The organism is Niveibacterium sp. COAC-50, from assembly GCF_013184235.1.
Classification (GTDB): domain Bacteria; phylum Pseudomonadota; class Gammaproteobacteria; order Burkholderiales; family Rhodocyclaceae; genus Niveibacterium; species Niveibacterium microcysteis.
Genome location: NZ_JABCJM010000002.1, coordinates 846,199 through 871,510, shown reverse-complemented (window position 1 = coordinate 871,510; position 25,312 = coordinate 846,199). Strand labels below are relative to the sequence as shown.

General features: G+C 68.3%; 26 protein-coding genes. 9 read left to right on the top strand and 17 right to left on the bottom strand.

The genetic code is table 11. From position 1 onward, the window contains the following. Window positions 1-20: 20 nt before the first annotated feature. From HH302_RS11480 to HH302_RS11450, 7 genes are all read right to left on the bottom strand, one after another. The gene (locus HH302_RS11480) at window positions 21-821 is read right to left on the bottom strand and encodes a DnaJ domain-containing protein (RefSeq protein ID WP_172202304.1); all 801 of its coding nucleotides are present in this window, start codon (window positions 819-821) and stop codon (window positions 21-23) included. Between the two features lie 17 nt (window positions 822-838). Further along, window positions 839-1,567 carry a hypothetical protein gene (locus tag HH302_RS11475; protein WP_172202303.1) on the bottom strand — a complete coding sequence of 243 codons (729 nt, stop codon included), beginning with the start codon at window positions 1,565-1,567 and terminating at the stop codon, window positions 839-841. A gap of 48 nt (window positions 1,568-1,615) precedes the next feature. Further along, a complete protein-coding gene (locus HH302_RS11470; RefSeq protein WP_172202302.1) occupies window positions 1,616-2,371 on the bottom strand; it encodes a DnaJ domain-containing protein in 756 nt (251 codons plus the stop codon). A 111-nt stretch (window positions 2,372-2,482) separates the two neighbouring features. Further along, complete coding sequence (locus HH302_RS11465; RefSeq protein WP_172202301.1) at window positions 2,483-2,821, bottom strand: BON domain-containing protein; 339 nt, start codon at window positions 2,819-2,821, stop codon at window positions 2,483-2,485. 238 nt (window positions 2,822-3,059) lie between these two features. Beyond that, window positions 3,060-4,448: a sigma 54-interacting transcriptional regulator gene (locus HH302_RS11460; RefSeq protein ID WP_172202300.1), complete on the bottom strand. Its 1,389-nt coding sequence runs from the start codon at window positions 4,446-4,448 to the stop codon at window positions 3,060-3,062. Next, entirely contained in the window at window positions 4,445-4,966 is a 522-nt protein-coding gene (locus HH302_RS11455) for a hypothetical protein (protein WP_172202299.1), read from the bottom strand. The genes HH302_RS11460 and HH302_RS11455 overlap by 4 nt, the downstream gene beginning before the upstream one ends. Further along, window positions 4,956-6,344 (bottom strand): HAMP domain-containing sensor histidine kinase, encoded by a 1,389-nt coding sequence (locus HH302_RS11450; RefSeq protein ID WP_172202298.1) that lies wholly within the window; start codon window positions 6,342-6,344, stop codon window positions 4,956-4,958. The genes HH302_RS11455 and HH302_RS11450 overlap by 11 nt, the downstream gene beginning before the upstream one ends. A 323-nt stretch (window positions 6,345-6,667) precedes the next feature. On the opposite strand from HH302_RS11450, the gene HH302_RS11445 reads away from it, so the two are divergent. The 6 genes from HH302_RS11445 (at window position 6,668) to HH302_RS11420 (ending at window position 14,374) form a co-directional block, all read left to right on the top strand. Then, a complete protein-coding gene (locus HH302_RS11445; protein ID WP_172202297.1) occupies window positions 6,668-7,192 on the top strand; it encodes a polymer-forming cytoskeletal protein in 525 nt (174 codons plus the stop codon). A 66-nt stretch (window positions 7,193-7,258) separates the two neighbouring features. Beyond that, complete coding sequence (locus tag HH302_RS11440; protein ID WP_172202652.1) at window positions 7,259-7,630, top strand: helix-turn-helix transcriptional regulator; 372 nt, start codon at window positions 7,259-7,261, stop codon at window positions 7,628-7,630. Beyond that, window positions 7,614-8,678, top strand: a complete 1,065-nt coding sequence (gene arsB, locus HH302_RS11435) for an ACR3 family arsenite efflux transporter (protein WP_253946087.1) — start codon at window positions 7,614-7,616, stop codon at window positions 8,676-8,678. Before HH302_RS11440 ends, arsB begins: the two co-directional genes overlap by 17 nt. A 16-nt stretch (window positions 8,679-8,694) precedes the next feature. Continuing rightward, a complete protein-coding gene (gene arsC / locus HH302_RS11430; RefSeq protein ID WP_172202296.1) occupies window positions 8,695-9,120 on the top strand; it encodes an arsenate reductase (glutaredoxin) in 426 nt (141 codons plus the stop codon). 108 nt (window positions 9,121-9,228) lie between these two features. Continuing rightward, on the top strand, window positions 9,229-13,152 hold the full coding sequence (gene putA / locus HH302_RS11425; protein WP_172202295.1) for a trifunctional transcriptional regulator/proline dehydrogenase/L-glutamate gamma-semialdehyde dehydrogenase: 3,924 nt from the start codon (window positions 9,229-9,231) through the stop codon (window positions 13,150-13,152). Window positions 13,153-13,243: 91 nt separating this feature from the next. Beyond that, window positions 13,244-14,374 (top strand): branched-chain amino acid ABC transporter substrate-binding protein, encoded by a 1,131-nt coding sequence (locus tag HH302_RS11420; protein ID WP_343073375.1) that lies wholly within the window; start codon window positions 13,244-13,246, stop codon window positions 14,372-14,374. A gap of 73 nt (window positions 14,375-14,447) precedes the next feature. Here the strand turns inward: HH302_RS11420 and HH302_RS11415 are convergent, their stop codons facing one another. After that, a complete protein-coding gene (locus HH302_RS11415; RefSeq protein WP_172202294.1) occupies window positions 14,448-15,584 on the bottom strand; it encodes an aldo/keto reductase in 1,137 nt (378 codons plus the stop codon). 111 nt (window positions 15,585-15,695) lie between these two features. Here HH302_RS11415 and HH302_RS11410 point away from each other — a divergent pair, with 111 nt between their 5' ends. Continuing rightward, window positions 15,696-16,583, top strand: coding sequence for a LysR family transcriptional regulator (locus HH302_RS11410; protein ID WP_172202293.1), 888 nt, complete (start codon window positions 15,696-15,698; stop codon window positions 16,581-16,583). Between the two features lie 11 nt (window positions 16,584-16,594). On the opposite strand, the gene HH302_RS11405 is transcribed toward HH302_RS11410, so the two are convergent. Then, a complete protein-coding gene (locus HH302_RS11405; protein WP_172202292.1) occupies window positions 16,595-17,545 on the bottom strand; it encodes a helix-turn-helix domain-containing protein in 951 nt (316 codons plus the stop codon). Between the two features lie 151 nt (window positions 17,546-17,696). Between HH302_RS11405 and HH302_RS11400 the strand changes: the two genes are divergently transcribed. Both HH302_RS11400 and HH302_RS11395 read left to right on the top strand, forming a co-directional pair. Beyond that, on the top strand, window positions 17,697-18,212 hold the full coding sequence (locus HH302_RS11400; protein WP_172202291.1) for a cysteine hydrolase family protein: 516 nt from the start codon (window positions 17,697-17,699) through the stop codon (window positions 18,210-18,212). A 135-nt stretch (window positions 18,213-18,347) separates the two neighbouring features. Further along, complete coding sequence (locus HH302_RS11395) at window positions 18,348-19,580, top strand: cyanophycinase (RefSeq protein WP_172202290.1); 1,233 nt, start codon at window positions 18,348-18,350, stop codon at window positions 19,578-19,580. Window positions 19,581-19,584: 4 nt separating this feature from the next. On the opposite strand, the gene HH302_RS11390 is transcribed toward HH302_RS11395, so the two are convergent. From HH302_RS11390 to HH302_RS11355, 8 genes are read right to left on the bottom strand one after another with little or no spacing between them, the layout of a single operon-like run. Continuing rightward, window positions 19,585-20,139: a type II secretion system protein gene (locus HH302_RS11390; protein WP_172202289.1), complete on the bottom strand. Its 555-nt coding sequence runs from the start codon at window positions 20,137-20,139 to the stop codon at window positions 19,585-19,587. Further along, window positions 20,136-20,507, bottom strand: coding sequence for a type II secretion system protein (locus HH302_RS22660; RefSeq protein ID WP_216661872.1), 372 nt, complete (start codon window positions 20,505-20,507; stop codon window positions 20,136-20,138). Before HH302_RS22660 ends, HH302_RS11390 begins: the two co-directional genes overlap by 4 nt. A gap of 2 nt (window positions 20,508-20,509) precedes the next feature. Next, the gene (locus HH302_RS11380) at window positions 20,510-20,983 is read right to left on the bottom strand and encodes a type II secretion system protein (RefSeq protein ID WP_172202287.1); all 474 of its coding nucleotides are present in this window, start codon (window positions 20,981-20,983) and stop codon (window positions 20,510-20,512) included. Further along, complete coding sequence (locus tag HH302_RS11375; protein ID WP_172202286.1) at window positions 20,980-23,010, bottom strand: secretin N-terminal domain-containing protein; 2,031 nt, start codon at window positions 23,008-23,010, stop codon at window positions 20,980-20,982. Before HH302_RS11375 ends, HH302_RS11380 begins: the two co-directional genes overlap by 4 nt. After that, window positions 23,003-23,509, bottom strand: a complete 507-nt coding sequence (locus HH302_RS11370; RefSeq protein ID WP_172202285.1) for a hypothetical protein — start codon at window positions 23,507-23,509, stop codon at window positions 23,003-23,005. The genes HH302_RS11375 and HH302_RS11370 overlap by 8 nt, the downstream gene beginning before the upstream one ends. Continuing rightward, window positions 23,506-24,084, bottom strand: a complete 579-nt coding sequence (locus HH302_RS11365) for a hypothetical protein (RefSeq protein ID WP_172202284.1) — start codon at window positions 24,082-24,084, stop codon at window positions 23,506-23,508. The genes HH302_RS11370 and HH302_RS11365 overlap by 4 nt, the downstream gene beginning before the upstream one ends. After that, window positions 24,081-24,587 (bottom strand): hypothetical protein, encoded by a 507-nt coding sequence (locus HH302_RS11360; protein WP_172202283.1) that lies wholly within the window; start codon window positions 24,585-24,587, stop codon window positions 24,081-24,083. The genes HH302_RS11365 and HH302_RS11360 overlap by 4 nt, the downstream gene beginning before the upstream one ends. Next, window positions 24,584-25,312 carry a hypothetical protein gene (locus HH302_RS11355; RefSeq protein ID WP_172202282.1) on the bottom strand — a complete coding sequence of 243 codons (729 nt, stop codon included), beginning with the start codon at window positions 25,310-25,312 and terminating at the stop codon, window positions 24,584-24,586. The genes HH302_RS11360 and HH302_RS11355 overlap by 4 nt, the downstream gene beginning before the upstream one ends.

The window sequence follows — 25,312 nt, the reverse complement described above, 5'->3', positions numbered from 1 at the left end:
GCTTTCAGGACGACCGCCGCTCAGTAGTCGCTGCGATAGCCCTGGTTCTCGCGCTGCAGTCGCTCTAGGTAGGCCTTGTCGCGTTCGAGTCGGCGGCGGGCTTCCGCCGCCTGGCGTTCGCGCTCGCGGCGGTCCTCGGCCGCCAACCGCTCGGCCTCGCGGCGGGCACGCTCAGCCTGCTGGCGTTCGTCTTGCTCGGCGCGCTGTCGGCTGTACTCAAGATCGCGCGACACGCTGTCGGCCTCCCGGCGCGCCTGCTCCACTTCCTGCTGCCGCTGACGCTCGGCCCGCTCGGCAGCTTCGCGCTCCCGGCGTTCGCGCCACTCCGCCTCTCGTGCCACGCGCGCCTCGCGCTCACGCGCCTGGTCTTCGGGCGATCCCTCGGTCTGCTCACGTTCGATCCGCTCGACTTCTGCACGCTGGCGCGCCGCCGCGTCCTCGGGCGATCCAACCGTGGCACCCAGGCGGAACCACCAGCCAGCCGGCAGGATCAGCAAAAGCGCGAGCAGCGCTCCGATCAGGCGCGGCGATCCAGGCAGACGAAGACCGGACGACTGCAGTTCCGGTGCAAAAGCAGCGATCGCCTCGTCGGGCGTCATGACCGGGCGCAACGAGCCATCGTAAGCGGCGCGCCGTTGTTCGTCGCCTAACACGTACCAGGCCTCACGCACCGCAACACAACGAATCGCGTAGTCCTCGGCGGTCGCCGGCGTGGCGCGCTCGGGCGCGTACTCGGCGAGCTGGCGATCAGTCGCGGCGCGCAGCGTCGCCTGATCCGCGTTCTGCGCCACACCTAGCACGTCGTACAGGGTCTTTTTCATGGGCCGGATGATAGCGTTCAGCGCAGGCGCATCACAGTGTTGTTCTCTTCCTGCAGGCGTTCGAGTTCGGCCTTGTCGCGCTCCAGCCGGCGGCGTGCCTCGTAGGCGCGCTGCGCCTCCGCACGCTTGGCCTCCTGCTCACGAGCCTCGCGCTCAGCCAACGCGGTGTCGCGCGCCGACATCGGTTCGTCCTCATCAGCGGCCGCTTCGCGCGCCTGCTCGTTGGTGTCGGCGGCCTTCATCGCCGCTTCGTATTCGCGTTGGCGGCGCGCGTCCGCGCTCTCCGCCTGGGGCGCGCCGCCGACGCGCTCCTGCATCTGAATCCGACTGGCGGCCTCGCGACGCTTGGCCTCGATTTCTGACGACACGCCCTGCGCCCATCGGTCACTCTGGTGCAGGAAACTACGCACGCCCTGCCACAGGCCGAAGGCCAAGAGGACGACCAGTCCGAGCAGCAGCCAGCGCATGCGCCCAGCGGTCTCGTCGCCAGCGCCAACACCGGCCAACGCAAGCGCCTCTCGGCTTGGCGGCGCGCCCCGTAGACGTTCGTCGTAGGCGGCGCGCGTGACCGGATTGCCGAGCACGCTCCAGGCCTCCCGCACGGCAAATTGCTGCGCGTCGCGATCAGGTTGCTCGGCCGCCGCGGGGCTGTCGAGGTATTCGATCAGGCGTTCGTAACAACGCTTGAGTTGCGCATCAGTGAAATCGGCGCGGGCTTGCAAGGCGTCGTAGAGGGTTCGCTTCATGGGGTCCGTCGCGCTTGCGGTGTCGATCAGGGGTTCAGGTGGATCGCGTCAATGCAGGCGCATCGCGCGGTTGTTGTCGTCCTGCAAACGCTCCAGCAGGGCCTTTTCGCGTTCCAGGCGGGCGCGGTTCTCAGCGGCACGCTCGGCCGCCTCTTCTTCAGCCTGCGCGCGCTCGGCGTCGGCCCGTGCGCGAAGTTCAGCCGCTTCGGCCGCTTCACGCTCGCGCGCAGCCTCGCGGGCTGCAATCTGGGCGTCGGATTCGCGCCGTGCTTCCTCGTTGGCGCGTTCGTCCTGCTCGCGCTGCCAACGCGCCTCGCCGGCTGGAAGGCCGTCATCGCGACCGTTGATCTGCGCATCAATCCGCGCGCGGGTCTCGGCGTCGCGGGCACGCGCCTCGGCTTCCATCGCTTCGGCCTGCGCGCGGGCACGATCACTCGAAAAGGAGAAGCTGCAACTGCGCCATCCGATCGCCAGCAGACTCAGCACAGTGATCAGCACCAACAGACGCCCGACACGCCAGTCAAGAAGCGGCCGGCCAGCGGCGGCATCCAGATCGGGCAGAACCTCGTCTGTTGGGGGTTCGGTGAAGACGCTGTCGGGAAGGGTAGCGTCGTAGGCGGCGCGCGCTTCCGGGTTGCCCAACACCGCCCAGGCGGCGTTGAGTTCGCTCAGTCGCTCCGCAGCCGACCCGGAGATCCTGGCTTCGCGTTCGAGCGGATCGGCGAGCCGCTGCCATGCGGCGAGCAGTTCGACTTCGCTGGCACGCGGATGCGCGCCGAGAACCTGGTACAGCGTGCGGGCCATGGGGCGTGCTGCAACGGAATTGACGGATTTGTCGATTCTAGCGGCGCATCGCCTGCGGGCCTGTCAGAAAATGCCGCAGCACGGCCACTTGCTGCGGCATCGGTGAAGCACTTAACGGCTGGCGTCGACTTCCAGTCCGTTTTCCACACGGCGCACGCCGTCGACGCTGGCCACCAGCGCCAGCGCGCGCGACACGCTGTCAGCATCGCGCAGCCCGCCGCGCAGGGTCACTACGCCTTCGAGCGCCTCGACTTCGATGCGTGCTTCGGCCAGGGCCGGGTCGGCCTTCAGCGTGGCACTCACTTGCGCCTGCAGCGCCTTGTCTTTCGCGCTCGGCGTGGCCATCGTGCTTGCGTTGGCGGCAGGTTCGGCCGCCTGCAGCACTGCGCTCAGGCCGACGGCCAGCGAAGCGGAAGTCAGCAGTACAACAATCGTCTTGGGGTAGTTCATGGGACGCTCCTTGAATCAGGATGATCGGATGCGCGGCGCGGAGCGCCACGGCACGCCCCATCTCGCAACCGCCGTGCCATCGCCCGGAAAGCGTTAGCCTGCAAGGCGTTGTGCGAACCGGAACGGCCGTCGCCACAGGCATTGCGGCCCAAACCGTCGCGCTGCCACGACGCCGGACGAGGGATCTGCTGCATTCGCCCGTTTGGCGGTGCCTCGCGGCGTCGCGTCGGTGCGACGCTCAGGCGGTGTTGCGGAACATCGCCGGCGTCAGCTCGTGGCGCTGCAGCAGGCGGTAGAACTCTGTGCGGTTGCGGTCGGCCAGCCGCGCGGCGTCCGACACGTTGCCATCGGTGAGCTTGAGCAGCTGGGTCAGGTAGTTGCGCTCGAAGCGCTGCTTCGCTTCCGCATAAGTCAGCGCCTCCATGCTGCGCACCCGCAGCGCGCGCTGCACCAGCGACGCCGGGATCAAAGGCGCGGTGGACAGGGCACTGACCTGCTCGACCACGTTGTAGAGCTGGCGCACGTTGCCAGGCCAGGCCGCCGTGGCGAGCGCCTCGATCGCATCCGGCGCGAAGCCGCTGAGCGTCTTGCGGTACTTCGTCGCGAGCTGGCGCAGGAAGGAGGCCGCCAGCAACGGAATATCCTCGCGCCGCTCCGACAGCGGCGGCAGCAGCAGCGACACGACGTTGAGTCGGTAGAACAGATCCTCGCGGAACTGGCCCTCGGCCATCGCAGTGTCGAGGTTGCGGTGGGTCGCCGAGACGATGCGCACATCGATCGGCACCGAGCGGGTTGCCCCCACCGGCCGCACCGCGCGCTCCTGCAGCACACGCAGCAGCTTTACCTGCAGCGCGAGCGGCATATCGCCGATTTCGTCGAGGAACAGCGTGCCGCCGTCGGCCGCCTGGAACAGACCATTGTGCGACGCGATTGCGCCGGAGAAAGCGCCCTTCACATGGCCGAACAGCTCGGATTCGAGCAACTGCTCTGGGATCGCACCGCAGTTGATCGCGATGAAGGGTGCAGCAGCGCGCGGGCTGGCACGGTGGATCGCGCGGGCCAGCAATTCCTTGCCGGTGCCGCTCTCGCCGCGGATCAGGATGCTCGCGTCGGAGGCCGCCACCATGCGTGCCTCTTCCAGCACTTCGGCCATGCGGTTGCTGCGGCTGACGATGCCGGCGCGCCAGCTGGCGTCGTCATGGGCACCGGCGGACTCGGTGGTCGCACCGAGCGACAAGGCCTGCGTCACCTTGTCGAGCAGCACACGGCTGTCGAAAGGCTTGGTCAGGTAGCCGAAGACACCCCGCGACATCGCCTCCACCGCATCGGGGATGGTGCCGTGCGCGGTCAGCAGGATCACCGGCAAGGACGGATGGCTGCGCTGGATGTCGCCGAACAGCGCGAGGCCGTCACGGTCGGGCAGGCGCACGTCGCTGATCACCAGATCCGGTCGCTCGACCGACAGGCGCGCCAGCGCCGCCTCCGCCGAGGCGGCAGCGGTCACGCGGTAGCCATTGGCCGACAGGCGCATCGAAATCAGCCGCAGCAGGTCGGCATCGTCATCCACCAGCAGCAGGTGGGCGGCGCGCGCCGTGTCGGACTGTGAAACCACGTAGGGAACGCTCATCGCGTGCTCTCCTTTCGAGGGGCCGGACGTGCCGGGCGGTTGGGGAGACTGCGCTCGATTTCGGCGAGCGCATCGATCTTGTCCTGCAGTGCATCGGCACGGCGCTGCGCCTCGCGTGCGCTGGCACTGGCACGGTCCGCCGCCAGTTCGGCGCGCTGGCGCGCGAGATACTGGTCATGCAGCAGGCGCGCCAGCGGCTGCAGGATCTGCGCCTGCGCCGCATCGGAACGCAACACCGCGTCGAGCTGCGCCAGAGCGCGTGGAAAGTCGGGATTTGCGCCGCTGCCAAGCTGCATCGCGAGCTGCATCTGTTGCAGCGGGTTTTGCGGCCGTGCCGGCGCCACCGCGGCACCCGGCTTCTGGCTCGCGCTGTAGAAGGCCAGCGCCGCATGCAGCGCGCTGTCGTCCGGTGCACGCACCGGCTCCTCGACGCGCGTCGGCTGGGTGCTACAGGCGCCCAGCATGGCCAGCAGCCACGCGGCGAGCGTCGCGCGCACCGCGCTCATCTCAGGCTTCATGCGGTAACTCCACGCGGAAATGCGCACCGCCGTCGTCCGGCAGCAGCGCGATGCTGCCGCCGTGCGCTTGCACCATCTCGCGCACGATCGACAGGCCAATGCCACTGCCGCCACGCGCGCCCTCCGGCTGACGGCTGCCCTGGTAGAAGGGGTCGAAGATGCGGCCGCGGTCCTGCCGCGCAACGCCGGGCCCCTGGTCGATGCAATCCACCCACACGTTGCGCTCGTTGCGCCCGAGCACGAAGCGCACGAGGCCGCCATTGGGGCTGAAGCGGATCGCGTTGGAGAGCAGGTTGCCGAACACGATCGCGAGCTTGCCGGCATCGGCCACGACGAAGGTGTCCGGCCCGCTCAACTGCACTTCGATACGGCGCGACTGGCAGGGCAGCGCCTGTTCCCGCATCACCGCCTCGATCACCTCGCGCAGCGAGAGCTTCTTGCAGTCGAGCCGGCGCGCGTCGAAAGCCGCCGCGTTGTAGCCGAGCAGCGCCTCGATCCGAGTCTGCAGCAGCACGCTGTTCTCGGTGAGGATCTTCACGACTTCGGCCTGCCCATCCTGCAGGGGGCCGAGCACGCGGTCCTCGAGCAACGCGATGCCTTCGTGCAGCGACGCGAGCGGCGTCTTCAGCTCGTGCGACACATGGCGCAGCACCCGCTGGCGATCGGCTTCAAGCTCGGCAAGCCGGCTCCGCAGCCAATCGAGCCGCCGCCCGACGCGGCGCAGGTCGGCCGGGCCGCGGATATCCACCGGCGTATCGAAACGATTGGCGCCCAGGTCGTCGATGCTGCGCTCCAGTCGCCCGAGCGGACGCACCAGCCACAGGCCGAACACCAGCGCCAGCACGACACTGCCGGCCAGGGCGGCGAACACCTGCAGGCCAAGGCGCGCACGATTGCCATCCAGCGTATCGAGCAGCTCGCGGTTCTGGTGTTCCACCACCTGCTGCGCTGCGGTGGCGAGTTGTTCGTTGACGTCACCCAGCCGCTGCAAGCCTTCCTGCAGCGGTTGCGCCGCGGTGTCGTCGAGCAGACCGGCCACCGCGCTGGCGGCGGACTCCCAGTCGGCGACATGGCCGCCGAGCGCCGGGCGCAGCGGCTGCAGCGACGCGAGTGCCTCGTCGCGCGCCTGCATGAAGCGGCCGCGCAAGGCCTCGTCGCGCAACACACGGAACTGCCGCGCGCTGCGCGCCATGTCCACCGTGCGCTCGCCGACCAGTTGCGTCGCGGCCGTCACCTCCACCGCGTGGGCCGCGGCGGCGCGACTTTCGGCCGCAAACGCTTCGAGCATGCGTACGCCACGCCAGGCCGTGCTGCCAAGGAGCAGCGCGATCAGCAGGAAGGCGACAAGGAGAAGCTGGCGGAAGGAAACCCGGGACATCTGCGGCGAGCGTGGCCATCCACGGCGCGCCGCCGGTGATGCCAATGGAATCAGGAGCCGCGATCAGAACACGCATGCGCCCGCTTGACCAGAGGCAGCGACGCTGTCGTCACATCCCGACACACTTGAGTGCCGCAAGGCCAGCCGGATCGGGGCTTGCCACCGATTTTCGCGTCGCCGTGGAGCGACACTTTTGTGCCAATGGCACCGACAGGCTTCGACGATTATCGCGCAATCGCCCGGCCCGCCGGCACTGGCATGCAAACTGCATTGACGGCCCTGCCCATGCATCCGGGCGCATCACCGAACCGGCAGGAGTCAACATGATCGCCAAACCCAGCATCCTCGACCAGCACCGCGAATCCCGCAGCATCCGGCGCCCGCCGGCATCCGATTCCCAGCCGGGCGTACCCGAACCCTTCAAGCCCGCCCCCTTCCCGGCCACATCGAGCAGCCCGGTGGCGGATAACCGGCTGGTGGTGGGGCCGCGCGTGAAACTGAGCGGCGCGCAGATCCTCGATTGCGACACCTTGCGGGTGGAAGGCCATGTCGACGCCGCGCTGGAGAGCCGCGTCATCGAGATCGCCGCCGGCGGCAGCTTCAACGGCGCCGCACGGGTGGAGGCCGCTGACATCAGCGGCCGCTTCGAGGGCGAACTGCATGTGACCGGCCGCCTCAAGCTGCGCGCTGGCGCGCAAATCCGCGGCAAGGTGCGCTATGGCAGCCTCGTGGTGGAAGCGGACGCCACGCTGTTCGGTGACGTTGCACCGGCGAGCCAGGCCGACAACGCCGCTATGGCAGAGCGCCCCAGCGCGCAGATCGCCTCGATCACGGCCTTGCTGGCCTGAGCCCCAGCGGCGCAAAGGCGCCGCTTTGTCGGTCCGTCATTTCAATATTTCTTGTAATATTGAATGATGAACAGGGACGACGCCGCTACGGTCTTCGAATCGCTCGCATCGGGCATCCGGCTCGATGTATTCCGCCTGCTCGTCCGGCAAGGGCCGGCCGGCATGGTGGCGGGCGACCTTGCCAGCGCGCTCGATATCGCGCCGAACAAACTCTCCTTCCACCTGAAATCACTGCTGCATACCGGGCTCGCCACGGTTGAACAGGAAGGGCGCTTCCAGCGCTATCGCCCGAACATTGCACGGGTTGCCGAGCTGGTTACCTACCTCACCGCCGAATGCTGCGGCGGCCGGCCCGAGGCCTGTGCGGATCTGCTTACCACCCCCTGTTGCCCCGACGCCCCCGACGAAATCGATGCACACCATGACGCACACCCCTGACACCGCCAAAACGCCTACCCCCATGAGCGCCTTCGAACGTGGCCTCAGCCTGTGGGTCTTTCTCTGCATCCTGGCCGGCATCGCGCTCGGCCAGCTGTTACCCGGGGTGTTCCAGGCCATCGGGCGGCTTGAGTTCGCGCGGGTGAACCTGCCGGTCGGCCTGCTGATCTGGGTGATGATCATTCCGATGCTGGTGAAGGTGGACTTCGGCGCGTTGCACGAGGTGCGCCAGCATGTGCGCGGCATCGGCGTGACGCTGTTCGTGAACTGGCTGGTGAAGCCCTTCTCGATGGCCCTGCTCGGCTGGCTCTTCATCCGCCAGCTGTTCGCGCCGCTGCTGCCGGCCGACCAGATCGACAGCTACATCGCCGGGCTGATCCTGCTTGCCGCCGCGCCCTGCACCGCGATGGTCTTCGTGTGGAGCCGCCTGACCCATGGCGACCCGCTGTTCACGCTGTCGCAAGTGGCGCTGAACGATTCGATCATGGTGTTCGCGTTCGCGCCGCTGGTCGGCCTGTTGCTGGGCATCTCGGCGATCACGGTGCCGTGGGCGACCCTGGTGACTTCGGTCGTGCTGTACATCGTGATTCCGGTGATCCTCGCGCAATTGTGGCGCCGCAGCTTGCTCGCCAGGGGCCAGGCCGCCTTCGACGCCGCGATGACGCGCATCGGCCCGTGGTCGATCAGCGCATTGCTGGCCACGCTGGTGCTGCTGTTTGCCTTCCAGGGCGAAGCGATCATTCGCCAGCCCTTGGTGATCGCGCTGCTCGCCGTGCCGATCCTGATCCAGGTTTTCTTCAATGCCGGGCTGGCCTACTGGCTCAACCGCCGCCTTGGCGAGCGCCACAGCGTGGCCTGCCCCTCGGCGCTGATCGGCGCCTCCAACTTCTTCGAACTGGCCGTCGCGGCCGCGATCAGCCTGTTCGGTTTTCAGTCCGGTGCAGCGCTCGCAACCGTTGTCGGTGTGCTGATCGAAGTGCCGGTGATGCTGCTGGTCGTGCGCATCGTCAATGCCAGCAAGCCCTGGTACGAACAACAACCCCGCTGAGAACAGGACACCCCCGATGAGTCAGGTGACGATCTATCACAACCCCGCCTGCGGCACCTCGCGCAATACGCTGGCGATGATCCGCAATGCCGGCATCGAGCCGGAGGTGGTGCTCTATCTGCAGACGCCGCCCAGCCGGGACACCCTGCTGGCGCTGATCCGCGACAGCGGCCTCGCGGTGCGCGACGTGATCCGCCAGAAGGGGACGCCTTACGAGGAGCTGGGCCTCGCCGACCCGACGCTGAGCGACGACGCGCTGATCGACGCGATGCTCGCGCATCCGATCCTGATCAACCGGCCGATCGTCGTCACGCCGCTCGGCACCCGCTTGTGCCGGCCTTCGGAACTGGTACTCGACATCCTGCCGCAGCCGCAGCAAGGTGCCTTCACCAAGGAGGACGGCGAAGCGGTGGTGGACGCGCAGGGCCGCCGCCTGATCTGAGCCAGCGCCGCGCCGCCGCAATCCGGAACGAGATTGTCGTGCACCGGGTAGCGGCCGGCGCCACCGCGAACCATACTGGTTGCACCCACAGAGAGCAAAGGTGCAACCATGTCCGCCACCACCCTCGGCGTCAAACTCGACGACGCCGCACGCGAACGCATCCGCCTGGCCGCACAAGGGCTTGAGCGCACGCCGCACTGGCTGATCAAGCAGGCCATCTTCCATTACCTCGACGCGTTGGAGCACGGCCACACACCGCCGGAATACGACGGCAGCGGTGCGCTGATCGAGGCGGACGAGCGCCCGGCCCCGGCCGAAGGGCCGCAACCCTTCCTCGACCTGGCGCTTGGGGTGCAACCGCAGAGCGAACTGCGCGCCGCCATCACCGCCGCCTACCGTCGGCCGGAACCCGAAGCGCTGGCGATGCTGTTGCCGCTGGCACGCCAGTCGGCCGAACGCACCGATGCGACCCGCTCGCTCGCGACGCAGCTGGTCGAAGCGCTGCGCGCGAAAGGCACCGGCGGCGGCCGCAACGGGCTGGTGCAAGGCCTGCTGCACGAGTTCGAACTCTCCAGCCAGGAAGGCGTGGCGCTGATGTGCCTCGCCGAAGCGCTGCTGCGCATCCCCGACCGCGCCACCCGCGACGCGCTGATCCGCGACAAGGTCGGCCGCGGCGACTGGGCCGCCCACCTAGGGCAATCCGGCTCGCTGTTCGTGAACGCCGCCACCTGGGGGCTGCTGATCACCGGCAAGCTGGTCGGCACGCAGTCGGAATCGGGCCTCAACAACGCGCTGTCGAAGCTGATCGCGAAGAGCGGCGAGCCGGTGGTACGCAAGGGCGTCGATATGGCGATGCGTCTGATGGGCGAACAGTTCGTCACCGGCGAAACGATTGCCGAAGCGCTGGAGAACGCGCGCAGCCACGAGGCCAAGGGCTTCCGCTACTCCTACGACATGCTCGGCGAAGCCGCGCTGACCGCCACCGACGCCGAGCGCTACTACGCCGCCTACGAGCAGGCGATCCACGCCATCGGCCGGGCCGCCGCCGGACGCGGCATCTATGAAGGGCCCGGCATCTCGGTCAAGCTGTCGGCGCTGCATCCGCGCTACAGCCGCGCCCAGCGTGACCGCGTGATGGACGAGTTGTACCCGCGGCTCGCCGCGCTGACGAAGCTCGCGCGCCGCTACGACATCGGGCTCAACATCGACGCGGAGGAAGCCGACCGGCTCGAAATCTCGCTTGATCTGCTGGAACGGCTCTGCTTTGACTCCGAACTTGCCGGCTGGCATGGCATCGGCTTTGTGATTCAGGCCTATCAGAAGCGCGCGCCGCATGTGGTCGACCATGTGATCGAACTCGCCCGCCGCAGCCGCCGGCGCCTGATGGTGCGGCTGGTGAAGGGCGCCTACTGGGACAGCGAGATCAAACGCGCCCAGGTCGACGGCCTCGAAGGCTACCCGGTGTGGACGCGCAAGCTGCACACCGATGTCGCCTACCTCGGCTGCGCGCGCAAGCTGCTCGACGCACCCGAGGCGATCTACCCGCAATTCGCCACACACAACGCCTACACCGTCGCCGCGATCTGCCAGATGGCCGGGCAGAACTACTACGCAGGCCAGTACGAGTTCCAGTGCCTGCACGGCATGGGCGAACCGCTGTACGAAGAGGTGGTGGGCGCAGACAAGCTCGGCCGCCCGTGCCGCGTGTATGCGCCGGTCGGCTCGCACGAGACGCTGCTGCCTTACCTCGTCCGCCGCTTGCTGGAGAACGGCGCCAACAGCTCCTTCGTGAACAAGGTCGGCAACGACAAGGTGCCGGTCGCGGAACTGGTCGGCGACCCGGTCGCCGAGGCCGAAGCGCTGCAGCCGGTGGGCGCGCCGCATCCGGCAATCCCGCTGCCGCGCGCCTTGTTCCCGGATGGCCGACTCAATTCGGCGGGGCTTGATCTCTCCAACGAACAGCGGCTCGCCTCCGTCTCAGCCGGTTTGCTGGTAACGCGCGAGCAAACCTGGCGCGCCGTGCCACTGCTGGCCGATGGCCCGCGCGCCGGTCTCGCACAGCCGGTCACGAATCCGGCGGATCGGCGCGATGTGGTCGGCGAGGTGATCGAAGCTAGCACGCAGGATGTGGCCGACGCACTGGGCCACGCCTTCCAGGCGCAGCCGGTGTGGCAATCCACGCCTGCCGGCGAACGCGCCGCGGTGCTGGAGCGCGCCGCCGACCGTTTCGAAGCGGAACGCCATGCGCTGATCGGGCTGGCGATCCGCGAAGCCGGCAAATCGCTGCCGAACGCGGTGGGCGAGGTGCGCGAGGCGGTGGACTTCCTGCGTTACTACGCCGGCCTGGCGCGTGCCAACGATGGCGCCCGCCCGCTCGGCCCGGTGGTCTGCATCAGCCCGTGGAACTTCCCGCTCGCAATCTTCACCGGGCAGATCGCCGCGGCCCTCGCAGCCGGCAACGTGGTGCTCGCCAAGCCGGCCGAGCAGACACCGCTGATTGCCGCCGCCGCGGTGCGCCTGTTGCATGAAGCCGGCGTGCCGGCCGGCGCGCTGCAACTCTTGCCCGGCCGCGGCGAGACCGTTGGCACCGCACTGGTCGCCGACCCGCTGGTGCGCGGCGTGATGTTCACCGGCTCCACCGAGGTCGCCCGCCTGATCGCCCGCCAGCTCGCCGGCCGCCTGCTGCCCGATGGCTCGCCGGTACCGCTGATCGCCGAAACCGGCGGCCAGAACGCAATGCTGGTCGACTCCTCCGCACTGCTCGAACAGGTGGTGAATGACGCGATCGGCTCCGCCTTCGATTCGGCCGGGCAGCGCTGTTCGGCGCTGCGTGTGCTGTGCCTGCAGGAAGAGATCGCCGACCGCGTGATCGAGATGCTGCGCGGCGCGATGGCCGAACTGGTGATCGGCCCGCCGGACCGGCTTGCCACCGACGTTGGCCCGGTCATCGACGCCGAAGCGCGCAACGGCATCCTCACCCATATCGAACGCCTGCGTGCGCGCGGCTGCCGCATCCACCAGACGCCGCTGCCCGACAGCTGCGCGCACGGCAGCTTTGTGCCGCCCACGCTAATCGAGTTGCCGGAACTCGCAGCGCTGCAGCGCGAAGTGTTTGGCCCGGTACTGCATGTGCTGCGCTACCGCCGCGAGGCGCTGCCGGCACTGCTGGAACAGATCCACGCGACCGGCTACGGCCTGACGATGGGCCTGCATACCCGCATCGACGAGACGATCGGCTACGTCACCACGCATGCGAAGGTCGGCAACCTGTATGTGAACCGCAACGTGATCGGCGCCGTGGTCGGCGTGCAGCCCTTCGGCGGCGAGGGGCTCTCGGGCACCGGGCCCAAGGCCGGCGGGCCGCTGGCGCTGTCGCGCCTGGTGCTCGGCGGCGCGGCGAAACTGCCGGGCAGTGCCGGAGCGCCGGCCAGCCTGCAAGCACGCGGCGCGCTGACGCCGCTCGAAGCACGCTGCAGCCTGCTCAACGCCGAAGCGCGCGAACGGCTTGGCCTGCTTGCGCGCTGGTGCGCCGACGCGTCGCCCGAACGCGCCATCGCCGAAGCGCTGGCGGCCGCTCCACCGGTCGGCACCCTGATCACCCTGCCCGGCCCGACCGGTGAGGCCAACCTGTATGCGCTGCTGCCGCGCGGCACCGTGCTGTGCCTCGCCAATACGGCCGAGGCGCTGGTGCCGCAACTGGCGGCCTGTCTTGCGACGGGCAACCGCGCGGCGCTGGCGCGCGAGGATCGGGCCGAGGCCTTGTTCGCCAGCTTGCCGGCACCGCTCGCCGAACGCATCGAATGGGTAGACGCGCCACTGGCCGCCGACGTGGATGCCGCACTGTTCACCGGTGACGCCGACCAGCTGCGCGACATCCAGCGCGCCCTGGCCGAGCGTGAAGGCCCCCTGCTCAGTTGTGCCGCCAGCGACGGCCGCGGCCGCTACCCGCTCGAACGCCTGCTGGCGGAGCGGGTCGTGTCACTCAACACCTCGGCCGCTGGGGGAAATGCCACCCTGATGATGATTGGCTGAGTCATTCAGGCGCAGAATCGGGGTTTAGGCTGCTCACCGAGCGGCCGCCCCGATCCGTGGCCACACGCCACACAACATGGGAGAGGCACGCATGACGATGAAGATGTCCGCCGCAGCCTTGTTGCTCGCGCTTGGCAGCACCGCCTTTGCTGCACCGGTGGAAGTGAAGATCGGCTTTGCCGGCCCGCTGACCGGGCCGCAGGCGCACTACGGCAAGGATTTCCAGAACGGCGTGCAGCTCGCCGTCGAAGAAGTGAATGCCAGCAAACCCACCATCGGCGGCAAGGAAGTGAAGTTCGTACTGCTTGCCGAAGACGACCAGGCCGACCCACGCAGCGGCACCGTCGTCGCGCAGCGCCTGGTGGACGACAACATCGCCGGCATGCTCGGGCACTTCAATTCCGGCACCACGATCCCGGCGTCCAAGATCTACGCACGCGCCGGCATTCCGCAGATCGCGATGGCCACCGCGCCGGCCTACACCGAGCAAGGCTTCAAGACCACCTTCCGCATGATGACCTCCGACACCCAGCAGGGCTCGGTGGTCGGCAGCTATGCGGTGGGCAAGCTGGGCTTCAAGAAGATCGCCGTGATCGACGACCGCACCGCCTACGGGCAAGGCCTCGCCAACGAGTTCGAGAAGGCCGCCAAGGCCGCCGGCGCGACCATCGTTGCGCGCGAATTCACCACCGACAAGTCGGTCGACTTCCGCGCGATCCTCACCAAGCTCAAGGCGCAGGCGCCGCAGGCAATCTTCTACGGCGGCTCGGAAGTGCAGGCCGCACCGATGGCGCGCCAGATCAAGGAGCTGGGCATCAGCGCGACGCTGATCTCCGGCGAGATGGTGAAGAGCGACAACTTCATCAAGCTGGCCGGTGACGCCGCCGAGGGCGTGATCGCCTCGCTGGCCGGCCTGCCGATCGAGCAGATGCCGGGTGGCGCCGCCTATGTGGCGAAGTACGAGAAGCGCTTCGGCGCCAAGGTCGAAACCTACTCGCCCTACGCCTACGACGGCGCGATGGCGATGTTCATGGCGATGAAGAAGGCCGACTCGGTTGACCCGGCCAAGTACCTGCCTGCGCTCGCCGCAACGCAGCTGCAAGGCGTCACCACATCACGCCTTGGTTACGACGCCAAGGGCGACCTCAAGGAAGGCGGCATTACCGTCTACAAGGTGGTCAAGGGCAAGTGGGAAGCGATGGAGAGCATCGGCGGCAAGTGAGTGGCCAGTAGGCCGCACGCAGCCCGCCTCAACGGCGCCCGCAGTTCCGGGCGCCGTTTTCTTTGCGTGTGCACTAGGCGTTTTCGGCGGGCGCCGCGCCCCCCACGGCGGCGGCCGGCGCCTTGATCCGGATCGGTGGCTGGTAGCCGGCCGGCTTGTCGCCCACCGGATTGGCCCCCGCCAGCATTGCCTGCATGCCGGGCGTGAAGAAGCTGTAGGGGTAGCCCGGCGGCATCGAGCTCGCAGCGTCGAGGCGATCGCGCAAGGCGGGCGGGATCACAAAGTCGAGCGCACCCAGGTTGTCGGCGAGCTGCTCGGGGCGGGTTGCGCCGACCAACACCGAGGCCACACCCGGACGATGGGCCACCCAGTTCAGCGCCACCTGCGCCATGCTGCGACCAAGTTCGCGGGCGACCGCCTCCAGCTCGGCGACGATCGCAAAGTTGCGCTCGGTGAGCTTGGCGAAGGCCGGGTTGTCAGCGCCCGCCATGGTCTGCAGCCGGCCATCGCCGAACTGGCCATCGCGCGAGGTCCGGTACTTGCCGGACAACAGACCGCTTGCCAGCGGGCTCCAGGCCATCAGCCCCATGCCCAGTTGCTGGCCGAGCGGGATGAATTCATGTTCGACCGCACGTTCGACCAGCGAGTACTCCAGCTGCAGCGCACTCAGGGGCTCGTAGCCGCGCAGTTCAGCCAGCGTCTGCGCGCGGCTCGCATACCACGCCGGCACGTTCGACAGCCCGACATGGCGCACCTTGCCGGCACGCACCAGGTCATCGAAGCCGCGCATCACCTCGTCTACCGGCGTCAGCTGGTCCCAGCTGTGCAGCAGGTAGAGGTCGATGTAGTCGGTGCCGAGCCGGCGCAGCGAACCCTCCACCGCGCGGATCATGTTCTTGCGGCCGTTGCCGCCGGCGTTCGGGTTATCCGGCTGCGCGCTGTAGCCGTACTTCGTGACGATGACCATGCGGTCGCGCAGGCTTCGCTCACGTACGAACTCGCCCAGCCAGGTTTCGCTATTGCCGTTGGTGTAGAGATCGGCGGTATCGACAAGGTTGCCGCCGGCATCGACGTAAGCATCGAACATCGCGCGGGCCGTCGCCTTGTCGGCGCCCCAGCCCCAGTCGGTGCCGAAGGTCATCGTGCCGAGCGCAAGGCGGCTGACGCGCAGGCCACTGCGGCCCAGGGTGTAGGTGGAAGCAAGGCTCATCGTTTGGCTCCTTGGGGTGAGGAATCGGGATGAGCTCAGTGTGGGCGCTCGGCAGGCTTGAACAAAGACGGATAATCTTGATGCACTATCAAGCTGTAATTGAAAATACTCATGAAGATCCACCAGCTCGACGGCTACATCGCCTTCGCCGCGGTCGCACGCACCCGTAACTTCACTGCCGCGGCCGCGCAGCTGGGCGTGTCGCCGCAGGCCGTGAGTCAGGCGGTACGCGCGCTGGAATCGCGCCTGCAACTGCGGCTGCTGAACCGCACCACGCGCAGCGTGTCACTCAACGAAGCCGGGGAACGCTTCATGGCGCGCGTCGGCCCCGCCTTGGGCGAGCTGCTCGACGCGGCCGATGCGATCGGCGAACTGCGCGATACGCCGTCCGGCCTGCTGCGCATCAACCTCTCGCGCGTTGCCTTTGCGGCGGTGATTCAGCCGCGGCTCGCCAGCTTTCGTGCCCGCTACCCTGATGTGCGGCTGGAATTCGGCTTTGACGACGGCTTCGTCGATATCGTCGAGCAAGGCTACGACGCCGGTATCCGGCTTGGCGAAGCGATCGCGAAGGACATGGTCAGCGTGCCGCTGAGCCGCGAGGAACGCATCGCGCTGGTCGCCACGCCGGTGTACCTCGCCCAGCACGGCACGCCGCGCTCGATCGCCGACCTCACGCAGCACACCTGCATCCGCTTCCGCATGCCGTCGAGCGGCGCGCTGTACCGTTGGGAACTGCTGGAAGGCGGCCGCGAGATCACACTCGATGCGCCGGCCACGCTGACGGTGAACGACACCGGCGCGATGCTCGCGCTGGCCCTCGACGGCCTCGGCCTCGGCTATGTGCTGGCGAGCGCCGCGCAGCCGCATCTGGCCGCCGGCCGCCTGCTCGAAGTGATGCCCGAAGCGACGCCCCGCTTCCCCGGCTTTCATCTCTACTACCCCTCGCGCCGCCAGCCACCGGCCAAGCTGCGCTGCTTCCTCGAAGTCTGGCGCGGCTGAGCGCAGCCCGATCAGTCGCCGCGGAAGGTCTGCCGCCAGGCACTCGGCGACACACCGAAGGCACGGCCGAAGTGCTGACGCAGCGACACCGCCGAACCGAAGCCGGCCAGCGCGGCGATGCGTTCGACCGGCTGGTCGGTGGTCTCGAGCAGCCTTTGGCTCAGCGCCAGGCGCTCGCCGAGCAGCCAGTCGCCAACCGTGGTACCGGTGATGTGGCGGAAATGGCGGGTGAAGGTGCGGCGGCTCATCAGCGTACGCGCGGCGAGGCTGTCGAGCGAGTGGGGCTGGTCGAGATGCGCCCGGACCCAGTCGAGCAGATCGGTGAGGCGCGAATCGCGCGGGTGCGCCGGCAGCGGTTGCTCGATGAACTGTGCCTGCCCGCCCTGGCGGTGCGGCGGTGTGACGAGGCGGCGCGCAACACGGTTGGCGATTTCACCGCCGTAGCGCTGGCGCAGCAGATGCAGGCAGCAGTCGATGCCCGCCGCAGTGCCTGCCGAGGTGAGCATGGGGCCGTCCTCGACGTAGAGCACGTCGGCATCCAGCACCACCTTCGGGTAGCGCTGCGCGAAGGCATGTGCCGCCGCCCAGTGGGTGGTGGCGCGGCGACCATCGAGCAAGCCCGCGTCGGCCAGCACGAAGGCGCCCAGGCACAGCCCGACCAGTTGGGCGCCCTGCGCATGGGCGGCCCGCAACGCCTCGCACAGCGCCTGCGGCGCGCACTCGGCCGGGTCGCGCCAGCTCGGCACGATCACGATCTGAGCCCGTGCCAAGGCCTCCAGCCCATGATCGACCTGCACCCGGAAGCCCGCCGTGGTGCGCAGCGGGCCCGTTTCGGCGGCGCAGACCTGCAGATCGAAACGCGGTACGCCCGGGTGGGTGTCGCCGAACACCACGCAGGGGACGGACAGGTGGAAGGGGCTGATCTGGTCGAAGGCCACCACGGCGACCACCGGCTTTTCCATCGCTGCACTCCGGGTAGGCACGGGCGGGAGGCCCGACGAAGGGATTGGCCCGATCTTATCGGAGTTTGTCGTTCAGGCCACTCACGTCGCGGGCGGCGCAAGGCGAACAATGCGCCTCACCAACACGCACCTCCCAACAAGGAGCCCGTCCATGAGCAAGGCACTCATCGTCATCGACCTGCAGAACGACTACTTCCCCGACGGCAAATTCCCGCAGTGGAATCCGGAGGCAACGCTCGCCAACGTCGAGCGCGCAATCGAGCAAGCGCGTGCCAAGGGCGTGCCGGTGATCCATGTTCAGCACATCGCCGACGCGTCACGCGGGATCGCGCCCTTCTTCAACGCCGGCACACCGGGGGTCGAGATCCATCCGCGCATTCTCGCCGCGGCCCCGGACGCGCCAGTGGTGGTGAAGCACTTTGCCGATGCCTTCCACGACACCACGCTGAAGGCAACGCTCGATGCGCTGGGCGCAACCGAGCTGCTGGTGTGCGGCATGATGACGCAGAACTGCGTGACCCATACCGCGATCTCGAAGGCCGCCGAACCCTACGCCGTGACGGTGCTGAGCGACTGCTGCACCACCGTCAGCCAGATGCTTCACCTGATCGCGCTCAACGCGCTGTCCACACGCGTCACGCTCGCCACCGCGAGCGAGGCCCTCTGAGCGACACCGGGGCCGTGACGCGCTGCGCGCCTCGGCCCGATGCCGCCGGAAGCCCGCGTGGGGCCTGCCTATACTGAGGACACGCCCCGACGGCGTCCCGCCGCCGTGCGACGCAGCGCTGAAGGGAATCACAACATGGGCACCTCGACCGCGTATCCCGGCCACAACCGGGCAACGACCGCGCGCCGCTTCGCGCATACCCTGCTCCGCCTGATTGCCGGCTGCAGCCTGCTCGCGGCCTGCAACATCGCGCTGGCCGCGAAGGCGCCATACACGTATTCGGTGCTCGGTAATGCCGCCGCGCCCGCAAGCGTTTCGGCGCCAGTGCAACCCAGCTTCGTGTTGATGGGCGGCGGGCCAGACGTGGATGAGGCCTTCCGCTGGATGATCCAGCGTGCCGGCATCACGCCGGGTCACGGTGGCCGTTTCGTCGTAATCCGCGCCACCGGCACCGACGCATACAACCCCTACATCTACTACAGCGATGCAGCATCCGGCACATCGTCGAGCTTTGCCGACGGCTGGGTCGGCGGTGCAGCGCTGGGCCTCACCTCGGTCGAGACGCTGGTGATCCCGAGCGTCGCCGCGGCCAACGACGCCTTCGTCAACAACGTGGTCGGCAAGGCGCACGCGGTATGGATCGCCGGTGGCGACCAGAGCGACTACATCAAGTACTGGAAAGGCACCGCGCTGGACACCACGCTGCGCGGGCTGATGGCTCGAAACGTGCCGCTCGGCGGCACCAGCGCAGGCTTGGCGGTACTCGGCTGGGCCGACTTTGCAGCGCTCAACGGCAGCGTCACCACCAAGCAGGCGCTCGACAACCCCTACAACCGCTACATGACCCTGGACCCGAGCCCGCTTGGCGGCGCCGGTTTCATCATGCCGCCCGCGCTGAACAACACGATCCTCGATTCCCACCTCGACTCACGCGACCGGCTCGGCCGCCTGCTCGGATTCGTCGCGCGCATGATCAAGCCCAACATCGCGGGTGGTGGCTGCAGCGGCGGCGTGCTGGCATCGGGCACCGGCAGCAACGGCGCGCGCGGTATCGGTGTCGATGTGGAAACCGCACTGCTGGTGCAGGGGAACGCGAGCGCGCCGAGCTTGAGCGCACGGCGCGTCACCAATGTCTCCACGACGACCGAAAGCGCGGTGTACTTCGTGCGCCCGCGGGCGGACCCATCCGTGTGCGCGGTGAAGATTCCGCTGACGATGCCCAACATCGAGGTGCAGAAACTCGGCGACTCGGACACGGTATTCGACCTGTCCTCGTGGTTCACGACCGACTGGTCGCAACTGACGCCGCATTACATCGACGTCACGAACGGTGCGCTGCCGGCCCTGCCCTGGGCCTACCCGCTCTGATCGCTCAACCAGCGCCTTGCGGCGCGCTGGGGTTGGCGTCCGGCGTGATGGTGCCGGTCGCCTGTGCCGGGTCGTAGCCAAAGCGCCAGGTGGCATAGCCACTGGCCGGCGCTGCCACCTGCGGTGCGGTCGCTCCGGCCGGCGTCGGGGCGCCGACGGTAGCCGGTGCCAGCGTGCGCTGCGGCTTGCGCATCGGCTCGCCGGGCGCGATCACCGCAACACCCATGATGCCGCCGCCGGGCGCGGGGATCGGCATCCAGTTGGTGCTGCCGGTCAGCGGGTTGCGCGGAATGCGGCGCAGGTGGCGCACGGTGCCGGGGAAGCGCGGATCGCGCAGGAGATCGCGCAGATCCTTCGGATACGACGGCGAGCCCTGCGGACTTGCGCGGTAGTAGCGCTTGAAGGCGCGGCTGAACTCGTCACCCTGCGCCTGCAACTCGGCTTCCTTGCTGCGCAGCGCGACGGTGCTGGCGAACTCCATGGTCTGCGCCGATATCGCGCCGATGATCGCGAGCAGGATCAGGATGCCGATGTAGCTGAAGCCCTGCTGGCGGCTCATAACTCTGAGAACGCACGGCCGTCGTGCGCGTTGCCGGGGGCGCTGCTGTGCAGGTCGTACACGCCACCATCGCGCCCGCTCGGCGGGGGTACGACGTTCCACGCGGTGCGGCTATCGCGCAGTGGATCGAAGGGCAGCTCGCGCAGATAGCGCCGCTCGACCAGCGCGTCGAGCGATTCGGGATAACGGCCACGGTCAGCGAAGTGCTTGTCGATCGCGTCGCGGGTGACACGCAGGTTCTCGACCAGCACCCGTTCCTTCGCGATCTCGGCGCTACCCATGTAGCGCGGCAGCGCGAGCGTGAGCAGCAGCGCCACGATCGCGAGCACCACCAGCAGTTCGATCAGCGTGAAACCGCGCTGGCGCATGTTCACCACTCCGCGTAGGGCGTGCCGTCCAGCCCGATGCCGGGCGAACGGGAAAACACATCGAACACATCGTCCCCCGAGCGCGGGTGATCCGGGTCGCTCGCGTAGCTGCGGGTCGCCCAAGTGGCGGCCGGCTCGGCGTAGGTGTCGGTACTCGTCGGGTCGCGCGGAATGCGGCGCAGGAAGTAGAGCTTCGCGCCTTTCGGCGACTTCGCATCGGTGACGCCTTCGACCAATGCTTCGAGCTTGGGCGGATAGCCGGAGCCACCGGCCTTCAAGGCGATGCGGCCGTCGTCGCTGGCCTGCTTGTACGCATCGATCGCGTTGCGCAGCGTGCGCAGTGCGGTGCGCAGTTCGGCCTCGCGCGAGCGTTGCAGCGCCAGCTCCGCCACCGGCATCACGAGCGTGGCCAGCAGCGCCATGATGGCGAGCGTCACCAACAGTTCGATCAGCGTGAAGCCGACAATGCGTTTCATCGTTGCGGCAGTGCGTCGCCCGCGAGTGCGAAGCGGTATTCGTGGCTGGGTGCCTCATCGGCCGGCCGTGCGGCCGGCGGCTGACTCAGTTGCACGCTGCTGCGCAAGGCCAGCCGCCCATCGCCATGCTTGGCCGAGGGTGCAACAGCCGCCGGCGCGGCCGGCGATGCCGCAGCAGGAGCCGCCGGAGCCTGAGGCGGTGGTGGCGGCGGGTTGTTTGGCGGCGGTGGCGGTACGTTGTTCGGGTTGCCCTGCTGCGTCGGCGCGGGAATATCGCCGAGGCTCAGCGGCTTGAGGCTCGCCTCGGTGCCGGCTTCGAATTCAGCATCACGCACCGAGGGGCGCACCGCCGGCCGCACGATGCGCGGCGTGATCGACAGCACCACTTCGGATTGCTGCGAATCGTCGGTCTTGGAACCGAACACGCGGTCCAGGCCCGGGATGTCGCCGAGCCCCGGGATATGGCTGCCGCCGCTGGTCTGGCTATCGTTGATCAGGCCGGCCAGGACCTGGTTCTCGCCGTCATGCAGCCGCAGGATCGTATCGGCATTGCGGGTGCCGAGCTGGTAGACCGTGGTGCCGTCCTTCTGCTGGATGCGGTCGAGGATGTTGCTGACCTCCAGCCCCATCTTGATCGTCACTTCCCCGTCCGGCGACACGTTCGGTTCCACTTCGAGCTTGAGGCCCACGTCGAGGTAGGACACCGAACCGGCGACAAAGCCGGTGGAGGTGGCGGTATTGGTGATCGTCGGCACCTTCTGGCCGACCACGATCTTCGCCTTCTCGCGGTTGAGCACGCGGATGCGCGGATTGGCCAGCACCCGCACGTCGGACACGGTGCGGTTGGCATTGATCGCGAGCGGATCGATCGTCACGCCGATGTTGTGCGAGCCCAGATCGAGCAGGTCGGCGAGCGTCAGCGTCTTGCCGTCCGACGCCAGCGGTGTGAGCGACGCACGGCCCGGGTATTCAATGCCGAGCTTGAGCAGGCGGTTGCGCTGCACTTCGAGGATCTCGACTTCCAGCATCACTTCCGGCGGCGCCTGATCATGCAGCGTGATCAGCTTCTCCGCCATGCGCAGCGCCTCAGGCGTATCGCGCACGATCAGCATGTTCTGCTTCTCGTCCACCACCACGTCGCGGGTTTTCAGGATCGTGCGCAGCGTGTTCGCAACATTCTTCGCGTCGCCGTTGGCGAGCACGAAGGTCTTCACGGCAAGCGCCTGGTAGTCGCGCAGTTTCTGCGTCGTCGACGGGAAGATCAGTACCGAGCTGGAATCGAGCACGCGTTGCTCGAGCTGGTTGGTCAGCAGCGTCAATGCAAGCGCGTTGGCGACGGTGCTGTTGCGCAGGAAGATCGTGGTGCGCTGGTCGCCGCGCACTTCCTTGTCGAGCACGAAGTTGAGGCCGGATGCGCGCGAGATCACCTCGAACACCTGACGCAGCTGCGCATCGCGGAATTCGATCGAGATCGGCTTGCGGAAGGCCTCGGCGAGGCGCTGCTCGCTCGCGCCGCGTGGCTGCGCGCGGCGTTGCTCGATCTGGCCGTTGAGCTCGATCGCCGACGGGTAGGCCGGGTTCTCGCTCAGCACGATGCGGAGCCGCGCCTGGGCGCCATCCAGATCGCCCTGCGAGTAGGCACTCTGCGCCTCGGCCACGTATTGCGCATGGCGGTTGTCGCGTTCCATCGCACGTAGACCGCGGATCGCCCGCGCGTTCTTCTCGTCGGCACGCAGCACCTGCATGAAGAGCGGCGCTGCCTCGCCACTGCGGCCTGCGGCCTGTGCCCGTTCGGCTTCGGCAAGCCATTGCGCCACCGCCTGATCGCGCGCCTTCAGGTAGGTCAGGCGGAACTCGGCGTTGTTCGGGTCAGCCGCAATTGCTGCGCGGTATTGCTCGAGCGCCGCTTCGTACTGCTTCTGCTCGATCAGCTCGCCGCCAGCGCGAAAGGCTTTTTGCCCTGCGCAACCGGCCAGCAGCAGCAACACCAGCGCCGAAGCGGCGCGGATCCGGGAGAGTCTAGTCATCAAAGTTGGCACCAATCGCCAGCGTCGTTCGCTGGTTGAGCGGAAGGTATTCAAGTTCCATCACCGGCGGGCGGATAGCCACCACCTGCCAGTTCGCGTCGAGCCGTTCGTTCGCATGTGCGATCAGGCTCGCTTCGCCAAAGGCGAGAAAGACTTCCCACTTGCCATCCACCAGCTGCTTGCCGATCACCGCGAAGGGCGGCGGGGGTGCACTGGGCGGTGGCGGGGGTGGAGCCGGGGGCGGCGGCGGGGGCGCTGGTGGCCGCACCGGCGCGAAGAAGCCGTCACCGGCCTTGCCATAGTCGGTGCGCGGTGCGAGCGCGAGGATGCCGCCCTCGTCCGCGGCGGGCGCCGTGCGCGGGGCCGGCATGGCCGCGCTGCGAGTGACCGGCTGCACCACTTCGTCGTCGGCTGCGGGCGACTGGCGATCCGCGATCACCAAACCGGCGCAAATCGCAAAGCCGGCAAGCAGCGTCGCCATGCGTTTCCTGGGCGTCATTTCGGCGCCTCCAGCAACAGCACGAAGGCAAGCTGCGCCTCAACCTGATCCTGCATGGCCGCTTCGCGTTGCAGTTCGATCTTCTCCAGCGCAAGGCCGGGATAGCGTTCGAGGAGCGAGAAGGCGAACTGGCGGATCACATCCGGCGGCCCCGCGACCGGCAGCGTCAGATCGAAGCGCGAGAAACCTGCCGGCGTGACCGGGCTGTTGCGGTAGTCCACGCGGGAAGGCTGCAGGCCCGCATCCGCCGCGGCGCGCCACAGCGCACGCGCCACTTCCATCTTCGTTTCGTCCGGCTGCAATACGGCGCGGAAAGGCGCCATCGGGTCCTGCGGCGCTACGGCCTGCACCACCGGCGCCGGCGCTTTCACGCGTGCGCGCAGCGATGCCAATTCACGCTGCTGCGCCGGTAGCACGCCCAGCAACAGCCAGAGCAGCACGATCGTCGGCAGGCCCAGGCCGACCAATGCCAGGCCGTGCCGCACCAGCAGCAATTCGAGCGCGAGTCGCAAGCCCTGGGCGGTGACCGGCCCGCGCGTGGCGCTGCGCAGATTGGGTGGCGTGGGCATCCTCATTGCTGCCACTCCAGATCGAGGGTCGCCTGTACCCGCGGCGGCGAATCGAGCCGCACCTGGCTGATCGGCTTGAGCCGAACGAAGGGCGGCTGATGCGCGAGCGCATCGGAGAAGTCGAACAGCGCATCGGCGCGTTCGCTTTCCGCCACCACGCGCAGGCTGCGCTGTGCGGCGCGGGGTTCGATGCGCAGCACGGCAACATCGTTCGGCCTCGCGGCGTTCAGACCATCGAGCAGCGCCGGCCACGGCAGATTCAGCAAGGTGATCGCGGAATTCACCGCCTCAGCCTGCTCGTGGCTGGGCGGCGCAAACCGTACGACCGGAGCGGGCGCTGGCGCGCGCGCAGCAAGCTGGGCGCGCAGCGCCTGCAGCTGAGCATCGCGCTGCCAGGCGGTGTGCGCGGCGATCCCCAGGGCTGCGATCAGCGCCAGCACGCCGAAACCGACGGGGAGACCGGGGCGCCAGCGCGCTGCGGGCGCAAAGTCGATCCGCACGCGGCTCACGCGACACCTCCGGGCACCAGGGCGAGTGGCAGCGATGCGGTGACCACCGGGCTGCCGTCAGCGAGACGCGCCGGCGTGCCCACGCCGCCGAACAGCCAGACCGGCGTTCCCGCGCTGTGTGCTGCCTGCAGCGCAGCTTCGCGGTTGAGCGCCGCAGCCAGGCCCGAAGTACCGAGACGAGTGGCACGCACACCGACACAACGCCGCTGATGAAACAGGCCCAAAGTCAGGGTGTGGCCATCGCTGCTCGCGAGCCAGTGCGGTGCGTGCGGCTTGCCGAGCGGCGCCTGGCTGCACCACACCCACAGGGGCTGCACGCGGTATGCGCGCCTGCGCGCATCGCCAAGGCCACCGAGAATCGCCTCGACCACCGTGCGGCGCATGCCACAGGCGAGGTCCTCGGTGCCCAGGGGCGACGCATCGTGCTGCAACACCCAGTCGGCGGCGTCATCACCAAAGCCGGCGGCAAAACGCGCGGCGATGCCTTCGGCCAGCTCGCGGCGGCCCTGTGTGCCCGCGATGCGGGGCAACACGAGATAGCGGCAGTGCGCGTCGCTCACCACCACGTCGATCGCACGCCAGCGCGACTGCTCGGCAGCCAGCGTGGCGACGCCGGCACGCAGCGCCGCGACGTCGTGGAATGCGATGCAGTGGATCGCTCCTTGCGGGTCGCGCAGACTGACAGTGTCTGCGCCGACCCACATCTGCGGGCGGGGTGGAATCAT

Coding starts and splice junctions, on each gene's coding strand:
- HH302_RS11480 (WP_172202304.1), bottom strand. CDS start 821: ATGAAAAAGACCCTGTACGACGTGCTAGGTGTGGCGCAGAACGCGGAT.
- HH302_RS11475 (WP_172202303.1), bottom strand. CDS start 1,567: ATGAAGCGAACCCTCTACGACGCCTTGCAAGCCCGCGCCGATTTCACT.
- HH302_RS11470 (WP_172202302.1), bottom strand. CDS start 2,371: ATGGCCCGCACGCTGTACCAGGTTCTCGGCGCGCATCCGCGTGCCAGC.
- HH302_RS11465 (WP_172202301.1), bottom strand. CDS start 2,821: ATGAACTACCCCAAGACGATTGTTGTACTGCTGACTTCCGCTTCGCTG.
- HH302_RS11460 (WP_172202300.1), bottom strand. CDS start 4,448: ATGAGCGTTCCCTACGTGGTTTCACAGTCCGACACGGCGCGCGCCGCC.
- HH302_RS11455 (WP_172202299.1), bottom strand. CDS start 4,966: ATGAAGCCTGAGATGAGCGCGGTGCGCGCGACGCTCGCCGCGTGGCTG.
- HH302_RS11450 (WP_172202298.1), bottom strand. CDS start 6,344: ATGTCCCGGGTTTCCTTCCGCCAGCTTCTCCTTGTCGCCTTCCTGCTG.
- HH302_RS11445 (WP_172202297.1), top strand. CDS start 6,668: ATGATCGCCAAACCCAGCATCCTCGACCAGCACCGCGAATCCCGCAGC.
- HH302_RS11440 (WP_172202652.1), top strand. CDS start 7,259: ATGAACAGGGACGACGCCGCTACGGTCTTCGAATCGCTCGCATCGGGC.
- arsB (WP_253946087.1), top strand. CDS start 7,614: ATGACGCACACCCCTGACACCGCCAAAACGCCTACCCCCATGAGCGCC.
- arsC (WP_172202296.1), top strand. CDS start 8,695: ATGAGTCAGGTGACGATCTATCACAACCCCGCCTGCGGCACCTCGCGC.
- putA (WP_172202295.1), top strand. CDS start 9,229: ATGTCCGCCACCACCCTCGGCGTCAAACTCGACGACGCCGCACGCGAA.
- HH302_RS11420 (WP_343073375.1), top strand. CDS start 13,244: ATGACGATGAAGATGTCCGCCGCAGCCTTGTTGCTCGCGCTTGGCAGC.
- HH302_RS11415 (WP_172202294.1), bottom strand. CDS start 15,584: ATGAGCCTTGCTTCCACCTACACCCTGGGCCGCAGTGGCCTGCGCGTC.
- HH302_RS11410 (WP_172202293.1), top strand. CDS start 15,696: ATGAAGATCCACCAGCTCGACGGCTACATCGCCTTCGCCGCGGTCGCA.
- HH302_RS11405 (WP_172202292.1), bottom strand. CDS start 17,545: ATGGAAAAGCCGGTGGTCGCCGTGGTGGCCTTCGACCAGATCAGCCCC.
- HH302_RS11400 (WP_172202291.1), top strand. CDS start 17,697: ATGAGCAAGGCACTCATCGTCATCGACCTGCAGAACGACTACTTCCCC.
- HH302_RS11395 (WP_172202290.1), top strand. CDS start 18,348: ATGGGCACCTCGACCGCGTATCCCGGCCACAACCGGGCAACGACCGCG.
- HH302_RS11390 (WP_172202289.1), bottom strand. CDS start 20,139: ATGAGCCGCCAGCAGGGCTTCAGCTACATCGGCATCCTGATCCTGCTC.
- HH302_RS22660 (WP_216661872.1), bottom strand. CDS start 20,507: ATGCGCCAGCGCGGTTTCACGCTGATCGAACTGCTGGTGGTGCTCGCG.
- HH302_RS11380 (WP_172202287.1), bottom strand. CDS start 20,983: ATGAAACGCATTGTCGGCTTCACGCTGATCGAACTGTTGGTGACGCTC.
- HH302_RS11375 (WP_172202286.1), bottom strand. CDS start 23,010: ATGACTAGACTCTCCCGGATCCGCGCCGCTTCGGCGCTGGTGTTGCTG.
- HH302_RS11370 (WP_172202285.1), bottom strand. CDS start 23,509: ATGACGCCCAGGAAACGCATGGCGACGCTGCTTGCCGGCTTTGCGATT.
- HH302_RS11365 (WP_172202284.1), bottom strand. CDS start 24,084: ATGAGGATGCCCACGCCACCCAATCTGCGCAGCGCCACGCGCGGGCCG.
- HH302_RS11355 (WP_172202282.1), bottom strand. CDS start 25,312: ATGATTCCACCCCGCCCGCAGATGTGGGTCGGCGCAGACACTGTCAGT.